The organism is Microbacterium sp. NPDC087591 (assembly GCF_044743625.1).
Classification (GTDB): domain Bacteria; phylum Actinomycetota; class Actinomycetes; order Actinomycetales; family Microbacteriaceae; genus Microbacterium.
The window spans coordinates 680,521-695,580 of sequence record NZ_JBIUWU010000001.1 but is presented as its reverse complement, the minus strand read 5'-3'; the positions used below and the strand labels follow the sequence as shown (position 1 = coordinate 695,580).

The window sequence follows — 15,060 nt, the reverse complement described above, 5'->3', positions numbered from 1 at the left end:
ATCGTTTGGAACGGACCCCTCCGGCCCGGCTGAGACCAGCCTACGGACAACCCGGCGAGACCGTCGATGGGGACAACTCCCCATCGAGTGGGGCGGCGCGAGAGGGAGGACACGTTCGCGGCGTCGCACGCCTCGTCGGAGGACGCCCTGCCCCGATCGCTCGACTCGTGCCACGGTGTTCGTCACCCCGCCACCGCAGTCAGGTCGGCCGTGATGACGCCGTCGCGTTACGCAGCATGACACTCGTTACGCGGGGTTACCGCGGCGCCGGACGCTCGCCAGCAGGCGTGCTTCACTCTCGTGTTGTGACTGATTCCCGTGTGAAGAAGAAGATCCTGTCCGTGATCGGCCTGCTGGCAGCGGGCGCGCTGACCCTGTCGATGGCGGCGTGCTCGGGGGGTGACGAATCCGCCTCCGGAAGCGACGGCGGCGCCACCGAGAGCAGCAAGATCGTGCTCGGTGCGGATGACGGCACCGAGGCGCACTGGACGATCCTCAAGGACAAGCTGGCTGAAGAGGGCATCGAGCTCGAGGTGCGCACCATCAGCGACGGCGTGCAGCTGAACCAGGGTGTGCAGGACGGCGAACTCGACGTGAACCTGTTCCAGCACCTGATCTTCCTGTCGCAGTTCAACGTGAACAACGGCGGAACTCTGGTGCCGATCGGCGCCACCGCGGTCTACCCCCTCGCGATCTACTCGGAGAAGTACTCCGCGGTGGAAGACCTCCCGGAGGGCGCGACCGTCGCGGTTCCGAACAATCCGACCAACCTCGCCCGCGCCCTGCTCAACCTGCAGCGCGCGGGGCTCGTGGAGCTGAAGGACGGCGGCAACAGCCTCTCGACGCCGGACGACATCGTGTCGAGCACGGTCGAGGTGCTTCCCGTCGACGCCAACCAGACCGTCACCGCGCACAAGGACGGCAGCGCCCAGGCAGCGATCGTCAACAACACGCAGGCGCAGAAGGGCGGCCTCGGCGACGACCTGATCATCTTCAAGGAAGACCTGGACGATCCGGAGCTCGCCCCGTACATCAACGCCTTCGTCGTGCGGGAGGATCGGAAGGACGACCCCCGCTGGACGAAGCTGCTCGAGGCGTACCACAGCCCGGAGGTCGAGGCGTCGGTGACCGAGCTGAACCAGGGGAACCTGCAGTTCAAGGCCGACTGGACCGCAGAGGACCTGCAGGCCGAGCTGGCAGACCTCGAAGAGCAGCTGCGCGCGACGCAGTGACCTCGCACGGCGGCGGACCTATGACGATCATCACGTTCAACCGGGTTTCCAAAGGGTTTCCGGCCACCCGGCGGGGGTCCGCCGTCTCCGCCCTCGAGGAGGTCGATCTGCAGGTGGAGCGCGGCTCCATCGTCGGCGTGATCGGCTACTCGGGGGCGGGCAAGTCCACTCTGGTCCGACTGGTGAACGGGCTGGAGAAGCCGACGGACGGCACCGTGGAAGTGCTGGGCGTCGACGTCGGAAAGGCATCCGCCAACGACCTCCGGAGTCTGCGCGGACGGATCGGCATGATCTTCCAGCAGTTCAACCTCTTCACCTCGCGCACCGTGCGCGGGAACGTCGCGTATCCGCTCAAGGTCGCCGGATGGAAGAAGCAGGACATCGGCCCGCGGGTCGCAGAGCTGCTCGACTTCGTCGGCATCGGCGACAAGGCGCACAGCTATCCGCGCGCGCTGTCGGGTGGGCAGAAGCAGCGGGTCGGCATCGCCAGGGCGATCGCCGCGAACCCCGAGCTGTTGCTCGCGGATGAGGCCACCAGCGCGCTCGATCCGCAGACCACCGGCGAGGTGCTCGCGCTGCTGAAGGAGATCAACCGCACGCTCGGCATCACCATCGTGGTCATCACGCACCAGATCTCCGTGGTGCACGAGCTGTGCAACCAGGTGATCGTGATGGACGGCGGCAAGGTGGTCGACAGCGGTGACACGTACCGCGTGTTCGCGCATCCGCGTGCGGCGCTGACCGAGCGCTTCGTCGCGGCTGTGACACAGGGCGTGCCGGCCGGTGACACCCTCGACGCGCTGCTCGTCGGCGGGGGAGACCTCATCAGCGCCGACGTCAACGAGTTCACGAGCGAGCACGTCGCCCAGGTCTTCGACCGTCACGGCGTGCGGCACACCGTCGTCTTCGGCGGTGTCACCGACATCCGTGGACGTCAGCTCGGCACGCTCACCTACCGGGTGCATGCGGAGGCGGGAGTGCTCACCGCCGTCGTCACGGAGCTTCAGGAGCACACCAGAGCGCAGATCCTGCGACCGGGCCCGGCAGCTTCCGAGCAGCGATCGGAGGTGGCGTCATGACCATCATCCACACCGCGACCGACTGGGGAAGCCTGACCCCCGTGCTGCTGCAGTCGATCCAGGAGACCATCTACATGGTGGTCGTGACGCTGCTGATCGGCGGCGTCGCCGGGCTGCTCATCGGCGCCGTCCTGTACGCCACACGACCGGGGAACCTGTTCGCGAACCGGGTCGTCTTCACCGTCATGAACCTGGCGATCAACGTGATCCGGCCGATCCCGTTCATCATCTTCCTCACCGCGGTGGGGCCGGTCACCAAGGCCATCGCCGGCACGACGCTCGGCACGCAGGCAGCGATCGTCCCGATGACGATCATGGCCGCGGTCGTGATCGGCCGGGTGGTCGAACAGAACCTCGTCGCGGTCGATCCGGGCATCGTCGAGGCCGCGCTGGCGATCGGGGCCAAGCGTTTCGCGATCCTGTTCGGGCTGGTCATCCCCGAAGCGCTCGCCCCGCTGATCCTCGGCTACACGTTCATGTTCATCGCGGTGGTCGACATGTCGGCGATGGCGGGGTACATCGGCGGCGGCGGCCTCGGCAACTTCGCGATCATCTACGGCTACCAGCAGTTCAACCAGGAGGCCACGTGGGTCACCGTGGCGATCATCATCGTGATCGTGCAGGTCGGTCAGATCTTCGGCAACTGGCTCGCGCAGCGGGTCCTGCGGCGATAGCGGCGGCGCGGGGGAGGAGCATTCATCGACCGGATACGTGTTTGCCACCCGACTCCAAGCCGGACGGGCTAGCGTGAGAGGCGATGAAGGTCATCTCCTACAACCTGCGCAAGCACCGAGCCGCCACGGAGCTCGTGGCGCTGGTCGGCCAGCACGACCCCGACATCCTCTGCCTGCAGGAGTGCGATGTGCAGGGTCTGCCCAACCGGATCGGCGACCTGGTGCTCGCGGACGCGACCCAGGGGAACCGCCTCGGCCTCGCGCTCTACTACCGGACCAGCACGTTCCACCTGCAGAAGATCCGCGCGATCGAGCTGAAGAAGTCGCTGCACGACCGCATGCTCAAGCCGGCCCACGAGCGCGTTCTCGGTGCCCGGCTCCTCGACATCGACGACGGGCGCGAGCTGATCGTCGCTTCCTTCCACGCCGCCCCGCTCACGGCCCTCAACTCGCTGCGGCGTCACCAGATCCGCGCGGCGCTGTCTGCACTCGCCGAGCTGGGCGAGGGACTGCCGCAGTTGATGGTCGGGGACTACAACTACCCGGTCTTCAAGGAGAATCTCGGCCAGGCCGTGCGCAACCAGGGCTACGCCCTCACGCTCAGCGACGACCACACCTACACGCGCTACCGGGTGTTCCGCGGCCACTACGACTTCGCGACATCCGTCGGATTCGAGGTCGACGCGATCACCACGCTGCCGCAGGGGTCGAGCGATCACCGTCCGATCCTGGTGACGGTGCACCCGGACTAGTCGCCCAGGTGGCTGTCTTGGCGGGGCATGGGGTCGCGAGGCGCAGCGTGTGGTCGCGAATGGTCGCATCAGAGGGCTTGACGCGACCATTCGCGACCTGTGCTGATGCAGGGTGGTCGCATCGTGCTGCTTCCAGGGGCGGGATACGACCAGTTGCGACGTCTCCGCGCCGGCGACACCGCGGGGGTCGCGCAGGCGCGGGGTCGCGAGCCTGAGGTGTCAGTGCGATCTCGGTGTGGCGTCGCCCCCATGACGGCGGCGCGGCGGGTGTCAGTACGGGGCTCTCGTACTGAAGCGGCACGCCGAGGAGCGCGGTGCGGCGCGAAGTCGGCGATGCGGCGCGTGTTCGTCAGAAGGCTCGGAGATCTCGTGGGGGTGCGCCGTCCCAGCCACGCATGAGGAGCGCGCGGCGCACGAGCGCCACGGCATCCGGCCTGCTTCCGCGAATGTTCCGAGCTGTGAGACGGACGACATGCCATCCTGCTTCCGCGTAGGAGCGGTACTTCGCGATGTCGCGGTCCCACTGCTGTTGCGAGACGCGATGGTGGTCGCCCTCGATCTCGGCGACGGTGCGAAACCGCGGATACACGACCTCCGAGATGCCGAGGCGCCGACCGCGACCGTCGAGGATCGGCATGTCGAGCACGGGGTCGGGGAGGCCCTGGCTCTCGGCGTCCAACCGGTACTCGGTCTCCAGGGGCGATGCGCTTCCCACCCGAATCCGATCGAGCGCGGCAACGAGTCGGCGACCGGCCCGGGGGCGCGGGCCGAGATCGAGCGCGGACTGGAGCTCTGCCGGAGAGGTGAGCGCCAGCTCGCGGTGCGAGTCGCCGGCCCGATCCCGAGGGACTCTCACGAGAGCATCCCCGAGGACGATCAGTTGCCGCTCGTCGAGATCCCGGCCCAACATCGCCCAGGTCGTGGCGGGGGTGGAGACGAGCAGTCCGCCTTCGCGCCTCACCTCGACGAGGTGCGGAGCGACCGTGCGCCCCCGGATGCCTTTCCCGCGCGGCGCTCGGCGCGGAGCGAGTACCGCGACCTCGAGAACCTCGCCATGCGGGAGTGGCGCACCGACGAGCACCGCGGCCGTACGTCCGCAGAAGAAACTGCCGGGCGGCATCACTGTCGCATAGGCGCGCGCGGCCTCGTGCACAGCGGTTCGGACTCTGCGGTCCCGCGCGAACGGCGTGCTGTCATCCTCTTCCTGGTGCGCATCGACCTGGGTCACCCGACGAGCGCCGTGGAACGGAGAAGAAAGGTCCTTCGCCCTCAACCGGCGCGGAGTGGCCCCGGCTTCGGTGGCCTGCGCGACCGAGAAGTGCATGCCGAGTCCCGGGGGAAGTGGGTGCGGCGTGCGGGGCATCCGGCCAGCATCCCGCAGCTTGTGTCGCTCGAGCCCGCAGATCACGTCCCATGCGCGCAGGGTGGGTGCAGGTCATCCACGGTGGCGATCGTGGAGGGCGAGTCCTGAGGGGCGGTGCGACGATGCTTCGGCCGCACAGGTCGCATCCGGTCGCCTCCGCGTCCGGATGGCGGCACTTCGCGCCCGCTGTGGGAAGGGAGAGGTCGCGAAGTGCCGGAGAATGTGGGACGAAGCGACCATGTGCGACGTCTGGCTTCAGCGTCGGGCCGACTGAGCGCAGCGCCCGGTTTGAGGTAACACGCCCGGGTGGCGTATGCTGTCTCTTTGGTGCCGTTCCCCGTGCTCGGAGAACGGCGGCCATCCGAACGTGAGCCCTCCACTGGCGTGTTCCCCTCCCGATGAGATCGCGAGGAAGAACCACCCCGGAGTGGGATTCACGAACTTCTCCGTTCGACACAAGAAAGCAGCACTATCGTGACGCGCACTTACACCCCGAAGGCCGGCGAGGTCCAGCGTGACTGGGTCGTCATCGACGCCACCGACGTCGTTCTCGGCCGACTGGCTTCGCACGCCGCTACGCTCCTGCGTGGCAAGCACAAGCCCACCTTCGCCAACCACATCGACTCGGGTGACTTCGTCATCATCGTGAACGCCGAGAAGGTGGCGCTCACGGGTCAGAAGCTCCAGAAGAAGCTGGCCTACCGCCACTCCGGTTACCCGGGCGGCCTGAAGTCGGTCACCTACGCCGAGCTCCTCGAGAAGAACCCGGTCCGCGCTGTGGAGAAGGCCATCCGTGGCATGCTCCCCAAGAACAGCATCGGCCGCCAGCAGCTGTCGAAGCTCAAGGTGTACGTCGGTGCCGAGCACCCGCACGCCGCGCAGCAGCCGACGCCGTACACCCTCGACCAGGTCGCCCAGTAAGCGCCGTAAAGACTTAAGGACATACTCGTGGCTGACATCCAGGACACCACCGAAGCTCAGAACTACTCGACCTCGACTCCCGAGACCGACGCGGTCGAGGCGGCTCCCCGCCCCGTGCTCAGCGTCCCGGGCGCCGCAGTCGGCCGTCGCAAGCAGGCCATCGCCCGCGTGCGCATCGTCCCCGGCTCCGGCACGATCACGGTCAACGGCCGTACGATCGAGGACTACTTCCCGAACAAGCTGCACCAGCAGCTGATCAACGACCCGTTCACCGTGCTGAACCTCGCCGGTGCATACGACGTCATCGCGCGCATCTCCGGTGGTGGCCCCTCGGGCCAGGCCGGTGCGCTTCGCCTCGGCATCGCCCGTTCGCTGAACGGCATCGACGAGGAGAACAACCGTCCGACCCTGAAGAAGGCCGGCTTCCTCTCGCGCGACGCTCGCGTCAAGGAGCGCAAGAAGGCCGGACTCAAGAAGGCCCGCAAGGCGCCTCAGTACTCGAAGCGTTAAGGCCCACTGTTCCGATGCCGATCTTTGGCACGGACGGCGTGCGGGGACTTGCCAATGGCATCCTCACCGCCGACTTGGCGCTCACCCTGGCCCAGGCGACTGCTGTCGTCCTGGGCCAGGGCCGTACTGCGGAGGCTCGCAAAGCCGAAGGCAAGCGACTCACCGCAGTGGTCGCCCGGGACCCGCGGGTCTCCGGACACTTCTTGACCGCCGCTGTCTCGGCGGGACTCGCCTCATCGGGCGTCGATGTGCTCGAGGCCGGGGTCATCCCCACGCCCGCGCTGGCCTTCCTCGTCGCTGATCGCGATGCCGACTTCGGTGTCATGATCTCGGCGTCGCACAACGCCGCACCCGACAACGGAATCAAGATCTTCGCCCGGGGAGGCGTGAAGCTCCCCGACGAGGTCGAACTGCGCATCGAAGAAGCGATGTCCGGAGAGATGCTGCGCCCCACCGGGGCCGGCGTCGGACGCATCGACCGCTTCGCCGACGCGGAGGACCGCTACGTCGTGCACCTGCTCGGCTCGCTCCCGAACCGTCTCGAGGGCATCCACGTCGTGCTGGACTGCGCGCACGGCGCCGCCTCCGGGGTCTCTCCTGAGACGTTCCGCGACGCCGGTGCCGAGGTGACGGTGATCGGCGCCGACCCGGACGGCCTCAACATCAACGACGGCGTCGGTTCGACCCACCTCGACAACCTCGCGGAGGCCGTCGTGCGTCTCGGTGCCGACATCGGCATCGCTCACGACGGCGACGCCGACCGCTGCCTCGCGGTCGACGCGCAGGGCTCCCACATCGATGGCGATCAGATCATGGCGATCCTCGCCGTCGCGATGAAGCAGCGCGGACACCTCACCGATGACACGCTCGTGGCGACCGTCATGAGCAACCTCGGTCTGCACGTCGCGATGCGCGAGCACGGCATCACCGTCCGCCAGACCGCTGTGGGCGACCGCTACGTGCTCGAGGACATGAACCGCGGCGGCTATGCCCTGGGAGGTGAGCAGTCCGGCCACGTCATCATGAGCGAATTCGCGACGACCGGCGACGGCCTTCTCACCGGACTCCACCTGGTCGCGGAGATGGCCCGTCAGAAGAAGACGATCGCCGAGCTGGCCGCGGTCATGACCGTGTACCCGCAGGTGCTCATCAACGTGCGCGACGTCGACAAGGAACGGGTCACCGCCGACGAGGTCGTGCAGGCCGCCGTCCGCAAGGTCGAGGAGGAGCTCGGCGATACCGGCCGTGTGCTCCTGCGCAAGTCGGGAACAGAACCCCTCGTCCGGGTCATGGTAGAAGCCGCGGATGCGGAGTCGGTGCAGAGTTACGCCGAGAGCCTCGCCACGGTCGTGCGGGAGCGACTCGCGCTCTGACCCGCCGTGAACGACGAGAGCCGGCCACCCGCCCTCCGGGGCAGGTGGCCGGCTCCCTCCGTCGTGTACCCCGCGTTCAGGGTGCGGCGCAGATGCGGTAGGGACCCGCGTCGAGCAGAACCTCGGTCGTGCAGTCGAAACTCGTCAGTCGTGGCACGTCGGTCATCGCCGGAGCATCGAAGAGGCCCACGTGCGCACCGCTCAGGACGATCGGCGCGATGGCCACTCCCCAGGGTTCAGCGGCCAGCCACTCCGTGCCGGTGTCGTCGACCCACGCGGCGATCGGTGCCACGGCGGACCGCTGGTCGGCCAGAGTCAGCGGCCGCGGAGTGAAGCTGTCGATCACGTGGAGCGCCGCTCCCGTCGCGACGACGGCTCCGAGCAGCGTGGCGAACGCGAGCGCGGTGCGGCGCGCGGACGGCGCGGAGAGGCGTTGCGCCGACCACACCGCGACCGCCGCGAGGATCGGTACGAAGGCGAAGATGCCCGGGGCGGGGTGGCGCACCCACAGGGGCAGATGCGACGCCGTGATCCACCAGGCGAGGAAGGTGACGGCGCCCAGCAGCGCGGCAGCAGTGTAAGCGCGCACCAGTCGGTCGCCGGCCGCGAGGGAGCGATGCGCGGCACGCCACCCGCATGCGATCAGAACGACGAGGATGACAGCCGCCGAGGCCACGATGAAGCCGGGAAGCGACCAGGAGCCGCTCAGGGTGACCAGCTTCTCGGAGATCGTCGTGGCGGCGCCCTGGCCGCCGCTGCGCACGAACCCGGCCAGCGCGCGCAGGTGCTGCAGGAACCCGGCAGGTCCGAGCGAGACGAGCGCGGACAGCTCGACGAGCAGCGTGGGCACGGCGACGAGCAGGAGCGGACGCCAGGACCGGCGCAGAAGGTCACGCAGCCGCGCGACGCCGTGGCCGTCGGCGAGCATCCACAGGGCGAGCGCGAAGGCCGGAAGCGCCAGCAGTGCGATGAGCTTGGCCTGCACGGCGAGGCCCACGAGGAGCCCGGACAGCCACGCGCGACGGGGCAGCACGATCAGAGCCCAGACCAGCAGCGCGGCCGCCGGGATCTCCCCGAGCAGGTCGGCCGGCCCCTGGATCGGCGAGACTCCCGCCGAGGTCGTGAACGCCAGGGGGACGGCGACGGCGAGGAGCGCGGCCCAGCGGCCTCCGATACGCCGACCGATGACGGCCAGCCCGGCCAGCAGCAGGATCCAGTAGGCGAGCGGGATGAGCCGCGCACCGATCACCATGTCGATGCCCGTGGCGAGCATTGCGGCGACGGGCAGCAGCACGACGGGCCCGGTGGAGATACGCGGGTCGAACGGAGTGATCGTGGAACCGGAGAGCGCACCGTCGCTGGAGTAGCCGAGCCCTGCCAGGAGGTTTCTGGGCACGGTGAGGTTGAACGCCTCGTCCTCCCAGAAGCGCCACACGACCAGACTGTGCCAGGCCACGATGACATGGCCGATCAACAGGGCGGCCGCCAGCACCCAGAAGAGGACGGTGCGTGCCCGGTTCATCGGCCGACGGGCTCCACACGGCGCAGCTCGCGTAACGGGGCAGAGGGGCGCAGCGACAGTGTCCAGACCTCGCCGAGCGCCGAGCGCGCGAACTGGCGGAGCCGTTTGGGGGGAAGGGCGATGCCCGCTCCGCGACCCCACATGGTTCCGGTGGTCGATTCTCCGCGCCGCGGGATGCTCGCCACTCGGAGGTAGCGGACCGTGAAGCCGGCGCGGGCTTCGGCGAGCGAGAAGTGCACGTGGGGGACCGAGGCGTCGGCGGGGACCGCGTCGAGCAGAATGCGCAGAGCCTCGGGGCGGTAGGCGCGCAGCGGGGTGTTGACGTCCGGGATCCGACGTCCGGCAGCGCCGGCCACCAGCACACCGACCGCGGCGGTGAGCACGCGGCGGTACCACGGGTCGGTTCTCCCGTCGCGGATCCCGTGCACGACGTCTGCCTGCTGGGTCACCAATGCGGAGAGGAGACGCGGGAAGTCCTCGCCGAGGAACTGGCCGTCGCCGTCGACATGCACGATCGCGTCCGGCTCGGCTGCCAGTCCGGAGCGATACGCGGCGAGGGCGGTGGGACCATGACCGCGGTTCATCGGCTGCACTTCGACCCGAACGTCCTGAACACCGTCGAAGGCCGCGGCCGTGCCGTCCGTCGACCGGTCATCCGCGACGTGGAAGGTGACGCGTCCCACCATTGGCGCGACCGCGTCCCTGATCTCGTCGACGAATCCGCCGATGCCTTCCGCCTCGTTGTAGGCGGGCATGACGATGGCGAGATGGGCGATGGTCACGGGATCCTCCGAGCGGCCGCGTTCGGAGAGGGCGCGCGCACCAAGTAGCCTAGTCGAGCCATGAAACCCACCTCCCGATTGCGGCGACTCGCCAGCCTGGGCAGCCGCTTCCTCATCGTCGGGGGACTGAGCACCCTGATCGAGATCGGCGTCTTCAACCTGCTCGTCTTCGTGTGGGGTTGGGATGTCGTCGCCGCGAAGGTCGTCGCGTCGCTGGTCGCGCTGGTCAACGCCTACTTCGGCAATCGCGAATGGACCTTCCGCCACCGCGACCGGCGCGGACGCATGAACGAGCTGCTGCTCTTCCTCCTCACGAACGCGCTGTGCACCGCGATCGGCGCCGGGCTGGTCTGGTTGGGCGTCGAGATGGCGGCCGGCATCCTCGGTCGGACGCCCGGAGCCATCGCCGTCAACGCGGTCAATCTCGTGAGCATCGTGATCGTCGTGGTGCTGCGCTTCGCGCTCTACCACTCGATCGTCTTCCGCTCTCCCGCGCAGCGCTGACACCACCACGCCCTCACGCGTCGGACGCGCGTCGTCTCGCGGCCTTGCGCGCGGCTCTGGTGCCGGCGGCGCTGCCGAGCTCGTGCGTCGAGCCATACGTGTAGGCGCCGTAGCCGTAGCTGTCCGGGCCCTTCGTCGGCAGCATCGTGATCACGACGCCGAGCAGGTCGACGCCCGCGGTCTCCAGGGTGCGGATGGCTCCCTGCAGCTCCGGCTTGCGGGTCTTGCCCGACGCGGCGGCGAGGATGATGCCGCGGGTCTTCTTGCCGATCACAGCGGCGTCGGTGACGAGCAGGAGCGGGGGCGCATCGATCAGGATGTAGTCGAAGTACTCGTCGAGCGTCGAGAGCACGGTGTCCATCGCCGCGGAGCCGAGGAGCTCGCTCGGGTTCGGCGGGACCGGTCCGCTCGGCAGCACGTAGAGCTCATGCGTTCCCCACTTGCGCAGCGCCTCCGACAGCGGCACCTGGCCGATCAGCACGTTGGTGAGGCCGACGCCGCCCTCCATGGCCATGTAGTCGGCGATGCGCGGGAGACGAAGGTCGCCGTCGATCAGGGCGACACGGGCACCGGTCTCGGCCAGCGCGATGGCGAGATTCGCCGTCGTGGTCGACTTGCCCTCGCCAGGGCCCGAGCTCGACACGACGAACGTGCGGGAGTCCGCGTCGACGTCGAGGAACTGCAGGTTGGTGCGGAGCGTGCGGAACGACTCGGCGCGCGGGCTCCGCGGATCGGCGTGCACGATCAGCGGACGCTTCGGGGCATCGGGGTCGAAGGCGATGCCGCCGAGCAGAGGACGGTCGGTGAGGGACTCGAGGTCGTGGAGGGTGTGGATGCGGGTATCGAGCACGGTCCGCAGAACCGCGAAGCCGACACCGACGGCGAGGCCGAGGAGGCCGCCGATCACGATCAGCAGCGGGATGTTCGGGCTGGAGGGTGTGGTCGGGACCGCCGCCGGATTGGTCACCGTCACGTGCACGGGGCTCACGCCGCCCTCGACGGCCGGACGCTCGAGCGTGTTCTGCACGGCGTCGGTGAAGCTGATCGCCGTCTGGTCCGCGATGGCAGCAGCCCGCTTCGGATCGGTGTCGGTGACGGAGATGTTGATCATGACGGTGTTCAGCGGGGTGCTCGCCGAGATCCTCCCCGCGAGTTGACGCGCCGTCATGTCGAGCCCGAGCTCCTCGATCACCGGGTCGAGCACGAGCGCCGTGCCGATCGTGTCCACGTAGCTGGTGACCATCTGGCGCGCGAAGGTGGTCCCCTGTACGAGGTCGCCGGTCGCGGCCCCTTCCGTGCGCACCGAGACGTAGAGCTGGGTGGACGTGACGTACTTCGGCGCCTGCAGATACGCGTACGCGCCGCCGCCGGCGAGGCCGACGAGGAGCAGGACGAGTATCGCGATCCAGTTCTTCTGCAGGATGCGGATGTAGTCGCGGAGTTCCACGTGGTCGTTCCTTCGGTCTTATGAGTGTCGCTTGTGGCGGTCTTCAGCGGGTTCGGTGCGACGGTGTGCTGCCGCGGATCACCGCGCCGTCGCCGTATCCGTAGGCGCCGACGAGAGTCCTGTCGGGTCCGCGGGTGGGCATCATGGTGACCACGGTCCCGAGCACCTTGGCGCCGACGTTCTCGATGTTGGTCACGGCGTCGCGGATCCGGGGGATCACGGACTTGCCTACGGCCGTGACCAGGATCGCGCCGGACGTGCGTCGAGCGATCACTGCGGCGTCCGTCACGAGCACGACGGGCGGGGCATCGATCAGGATGATGTCGAACGCCTCGCGCAGGTCGTCGAGGAGGCGGGCCATCTCCGTCGACCCGAGGAGCTCGGCGGGATTCGGCGGCACCGTTCCGGAGGGGAGCACGAAGAGTGTGCCGCGTCCCCACCGCTGCAGTGCATCGACGACGGAGAGACGCCCGGCCAGCACCTCGGTCAGTCCGACCCCTCCCTCGATGCCGAAGTACTCGGCGATGCGGGGCAGACGAAGATCGGCGTCGATGAGGGCGACCGTGGCGCCCGCCTCGGCGAAGGCCAGCGCGAGGTTCGCGATGGTGGTCGACTTGCCTTCTCCTGGGCCCGCACTCGTGACCACATAAGAGGGCGTCTCACCGGCAGGCGAGAGGAACTGCACGCTTGTGCGGAGCGACCGGTAGGACTCGGGGCGCGGACCCGTCGTCGTGCCGGTCACGACCAACGGCTGCTCGCTGGTGGACACGTCGAACGGGGTCGTGCCGAGGACCGGCGCGCCTGTGGCTTCGGCCGCGTCGTCGATCGTGCGCACACGCGCATCGAGAACGGTGCGGAGCACGACGATGACGATTCCGGCTGCGAGGCCCAGCAGGCCGCCGCCGATCAGGGCGACGGCGCGATTCGGGGCGGCCGGAGCGGTCGGCACGACGGCCGGCTGGATGACGTCGATCCGCACGATGCTCCTGCGGGTGTCCGATGGTCTCTCGAGCTGTTCCGAGACGACGGTGGCGAAACTCTCGGACACGGCGTTGGCGATGCGCGCTGCGCGGCCGGGCTTGCCGTCGGTGACGGTGATGGAGATCGTGGTGGACGCGGGCGTCGCCGAGACCGAGACGAGGCCGGCGAGCTCGGCCGTGGTCTCCGGCAGGCCGAGCTCGTCGATCACGGGCTGCAGCACGATCGAGCTCGGGATGATCGTGACGTAGCTGCCGACGGCCTGGAGGGCGTAGCTGCGCGCGAGGTTCAGCTCGGTGGTCGTGGCGGTGCCGTCGACGCTCTGCGCCTGGCCGATCACCATCAGCTCCGCCGTCGTCGAATAGCGCGTCGGAGCCGTGAGTCCGTAGAGCACGCCGGCCGAGAGGCCGATGAGGGTGAGGGAGATGAGGAGCACGGCGTGGCGTCGCAGCGCGCGCAACGACGACTGGACGTTCATGGCCCCCCACGGGTTCGGATACTCCGGCGTTCGCCGTATCCTCTTTAGACAATACCTGTCGCACGTTCGACCTTCAGTCGCGAAACGTCTCATGCAGCGGCGGGTGCGGGGGGACACCATGGCGTTCGATGAGATCTTCGACCTCGACAAGACGCGCGACCGTTCGCTGCTGCGCGAGCCCGATGCGACGACGCTGGCCGGGGAACTCGACGCGGTGGTCGGACGTCGACGGCGCGCTCGGATCAGCGCGGGTGCCGGTCAGGATGTGCCCCGCCTCGTGGCGATGGTGCATGCCGCGGCGGCCGACCGGGTGCCGACGGCCGTCTCGCCTGAACCGGTGGTCGCGCGGCGCGCCCCTCGGCGCATCGATTGGATGACCGTGGTGGCCGGCGGCCTGGCGGTGGTCGCTGTCGCGGTCGCGTCGACGCTCACGGCCGTGCAGATCGCGACGGCGAGCCCGGTCGGAGATGCCCTGGTGCTGCTCGAGTCGGATGAGGAGGAGCTCGCCTCGGCGGAGCAGTCGCTCTCGTTCTCTCGTGCCCGCGTCGAGCAGCAGATCGAGTCCGGGCAGCAGCGCGCCGCGACGCTCCAGGCGAATCTGGCGGCCTTGACGCCGGACGCCGAGGAGACGCCGTTCGTCGGCGCGGACGCTCTCGCTGCGCTGTCGGCGGCGGTCGCGTCGTATCAGGCCGCTCTCGACGCGGCTGTGCTCCCGGACGCGCTGCCGGTGCGGAAGCCCGTGGAGACCGACGAGAACTCCCTGGCGAGCGTGGCGGCCGCCCTCGACGCCGTGCAGGAGCGCTCCGATCTGGTCGACGCGGCGATGGCGGAGGTGCGCCCGGTGCGTGCTGCCGTCGAGGACGCGGACGAGAGCTTTGCCGGCGCACTCGACACGTTCGCCGCCGCGTTCGGAAGCGGACTCCCGGCCGAACTCGACGCCTCGCCTGATCCGCAACAGGCATGGCGTGATGCCGTGCAGGCCGCGAGCGCGCGGGTCATCGCGACCGATCTCACGTCGCCGGAAGGCGCCGCCGCGTTGAGCGCGTACCGTGACAGCGTGCGGGCGTTGCGGGCCGAGCAGCTGCGCATCGCGATCGAGTTCGAGGAGCGGTCCTCCCGGAACAGGACGTGGAACTCCGGCAGCCAGAACCCGTCGCCGACTCCGACGGACCCCACCGCGCCGACGACCCCCGGCGAGAGCGACCCCGGCACCGGAAACCCCGCCCCCACCGATCCTGGTCCGACCGATCCCGGCCCCACGGACCCGGAACCGACCGATCCGGAGACCGATCCGGCCGCTTGATCCTCGCCGGCCGGCGCGGATTGTGTCGGTTTCTGTCGTAGATTGATCTCTTGTTCAAACTGATCTCGTGCGATCTTGGTCCTGACGCATTTCGTCGGGTCGGTCCTGTGTCACGATGGAACCAATACATCGGTCAACAGTG

The 15,060-nt window shown here is 68.9% G+C and carries 14 protein-coding genes; 9 read left to right on the top strand and 5 right to left on the bottom strand.

Annotated elements, in window-relative coordinates:
* Positions 1-305 precede the first annotated feature (305 nt).
* From ACIOVG_RS03190 to ACIOVG_RS03175, 4 genes are all read left to right on the top strand, one after another.
* Positions 306-1,232: a MetQ/NlpA family ABC transporter substrate-binding protein gene (locus ACIOVG_RS03190; RefSeq protein ID WP_400868970.1), complete on the top strand. Its 927-nt coding sequence runs from the start codon at positions 306-308 to the stop codon at positions 1,230-1,232.
* Positions 1,233-1,252: 20 nt separating this feature from the next.
* Positions 1,253-2,311 carry a methionine ABC transporter ATP-binding protein gene (locus tag ACIOVG_RS03185; RefSeq protein ID WP_400868968.1) on the top strand — a complete coding sequence of 353 codons (1,059 nt, stop codon included), beginning with the start codon at positions 1,253-1,255 and terminating at the stop codon, positions 2,309-2,311.
* Positions 2,308-2,985 (top strand): methionine ABC transporter permease, encoded by a 678-nt coding sequence (locus ACIOVG_RS03180; protein ID WP_400868966.1) that lies wholly within the window; start codon positions 2,308-2,310, stop codon positions 2,983-2,985. The genes ACIOVG_RS03185 and ACIOVG_RS03180 overlap by 4 nt, the downstream gene beginning before the upstream one ends.
* An 83-nt stretch (positions 2,986-3,068) precedes the next feature.
* On the top strand, positions 3,069-3,737 hold the full coding sequence (locus ACIOVG_RS03175; RefSeq protein ID WP_400868964.1) for an endonuclease/exonuclease/phosphatase family protein: 669 nt from the start codon (positions 3,069-3,071) through the stop codon (positions 3,735-3,737).
* Positions 3,738-4,086: 349 nt separating this feature from the next.
* Here ACIOVG_RS03175 and ACIOVG_RS03170 read toward each other — a convergent pair whose 3' ends face one another.
* On the bottom strand, positions 4,087-5,100 hold the full coding sequence (locus ACIOVG_RS03170) for a hypothetical protein (protein WP_400868962.1): 1,014 nt from the start codon (positions 5,098-5,100) through the stop codon (positions 4,087-4,089).
* Positions 5,101-5,574: 474 nt separating this feature from the next.
* Here ACIOVG_RS03170 and rplM point away from each other — a divergent pair, with 474 nt between their 5' ends.
* From rplM to glmM, 3 genes are read left to right on the top strand one after another with little or no spacing between them, the layout of a single operon-like run.
* Positions 5,575-6,021 carry a 50S ribosomal protein L13 gene (rplM, locus tag ACIOVG_RS03165; RefSeq protein ID WP_047520838.1) on the top strand — a complete coding sequence of 149 codons (447 nt, stop codon included), beginning with the start codon at positions 5,575-5,577 and terminating at the stop codon, positions 6,019-6,021.
* Positions 6,022-6,048: 27 nt separating this feature from the next.
* Positions 6,049-6,531 carry a 30S ribosomal protein S9 gene (gene rpsI, locus ACIOVG_RS03160; protein ID WP_400868959.1) on the top strand — a complete coding sequence of 161 codons (483 nt, stop codon included), beginning with the start codon at positions 6,049-6,051 and terminating at the stop codon, positions 6,529-6,531.
* Positions 6,532-6,545: 14 nt separating this feature from the next.
* Positions 6,546-7,904, top strand: coding sequence for a phosphoglucosamine mutase (gene glmM, locus ACIOVG_RS03155; RefSeq protein WP_400868957.1), 1,359 nt, complete (start codon positions 6,546-6,548; stop codon positions 7,902-7,904).
* A 76-nt stretch (positions 7,905-7,980) separates the two neighbouring features.
* On the opposite strand, the gene ACIOVG_RS03150 is transcribed toward glmM, so the two are convergent.
* Together ACIOVG_RS03150 and ACIOVG_RS03145 are read right to left on the bottom strand one after the other, a co-directional pair.
* A complete protein-coding gene (locus tag ACIOVG_RS03150) occupies positions 7,981-9,426 on the bottom strand; it encodes a hypothetical protein (RefSeq protein WP_400868955.1) in 1,446 nt (481 codons plus the stop codon).
* Positions 9,423-10,208, bottom strand: coding sequence for a glycosyltransferase family 2 protein (locus ACIOVG_RS03145; RefSeq protein WP_400868953.1), 786 nt, complete (start codon positions 10,206-10,208; stop codon positions 9,423-9,425). Before ACIOVG_RS03145 ends, ACIOVG_RS03150 begins: the two co-directional genes overlap by 4 nt.
* A 60-nt stretch (positions 10,209-10,268) precedes the next feature.
* On the opposite strand from ACIOVG_RS03145, the gene ACIOVG_RS03140 reads away from it, so the two are divergent.
* Positions 10,269-10,712, top strand: coding sequence for a GtrA family protein (locus ACIOVG_RS03140; protein ID WP_400868951.1), 444 nt, complete (start codon positions 10,269-10,271; stop codon positions 10,710-10,712).
* A 13-nt stretch (positions 10,713-10,725) separates the two neighbouring features.
* On the opposite strand, the gene ACIOVG_RS03135 is transcribed toward ACIOVG_RS03140, so the two are convergent.
* Together ACIOVG_RS03135 and ACIOVG_RS03130 are read right to left on the bottom strand one after the other, a co-directional pair.
* Entirely contained in the window at positions 10,726-12,159 is a 1,434-nt protein-coding gene (locus ACIOVG_RS03135) for a polysaccharide biosynthesis tyrosine autokinase (protein WP_400868949.1), read from the bottom strand.
* A gap of 43 nt (positions 12,160-12,202) precedes the next feature.
* Complete coding sequence (locus tag ACIOVG_RS03130) at positions 12,203-13,615, bottom strand: polysaccharide biosynthesis tyrosine autokinase (RefSeq protein WP_400868947.1); 1,413 nt, start codon at positions 13,613-13,615, stop codon at positions 12,203-12,205.
* 118 nt (positions 13,616-13,733) lie between these two features.
* Between ACIOVG_RS03130 and ACIOVG_RS03125 the strand changes: the two genes are divergently transcribed.
* A complete protein-coding gene (locus tag ACIOVG_RS03125) occupies positions 13,734-14,918 on the top strand; it encodes a hypothetical protein (RefSeq protein WP_400868945.1) in 1,185 nt (394 codons plus the stop codon).
* Positions 14,919-15,060 lie beyond the last annotated feature (142 nt).

Coding starts and splice junctions, on each gene's coding strand:
- ACIOVG_RS03185 (WP_400868968.1), top strand. CDS start 1,253: ATGACGATCATCACGTTCAACCGGGTTTCCAAAGGGTTTCCGGCCACC.
- ACIOVG_RS03180 (WP_400868966.1), top strand. CDS start 2,308: ATGACCATCATCCACACCGCGACCGACTGGGGAAGCCTGACCCCCGTG.
- ACIOVG_RS03175 (WP_400868964.1), top strand. CDS start 3,069: ATGAAGGTCATCTCCTACAACCTGCGCAAGCACCGAGCCGCCACGGAG.
- ACIOVG_RS03170 (WP_400868962.1), bottom strand. CDS start 5,100: ATGCCCCGCACGCCGCACCCACTTCCCCCGGGACTCGGCATGCACTTC.
- glmM (WP_400868957.1), top strand. CDS start 6,546: ATGCCGATCTTTGGCACGGACGGCGTGCGGGGACTTGCCAATGGCATC.
- ACIOVG_RS03150 (WP_400868955.1), bottom strand. CDS start 9,426: ATGAACCGGGCACGCACCGTCCTCTTCTGGGTGCTGGCGGCCGCCCTG.
- ACIOVG_RS03140 (WP_400868951.1), top strand. CDS start 10,269: ATGAAACCCACCTCCCGATTGCGGCGACTCGCCAGCCTGGGCAGCCGC.
- ACIOVG_RS03130 (WP_400868947.1), bottom strand. CDS start 13,615: ATGAACGTCCAGTCGTCGTTGCGCGCGCTGCGACGCCACGCCGTGCTC.
- ACIOVG_RS03125 (WP_400868945.1), top strand. CDS start 13,734: ATGGCGTTCGATGAGATCTTCGACCTCGACAAGACGCGCGACCGTTCG.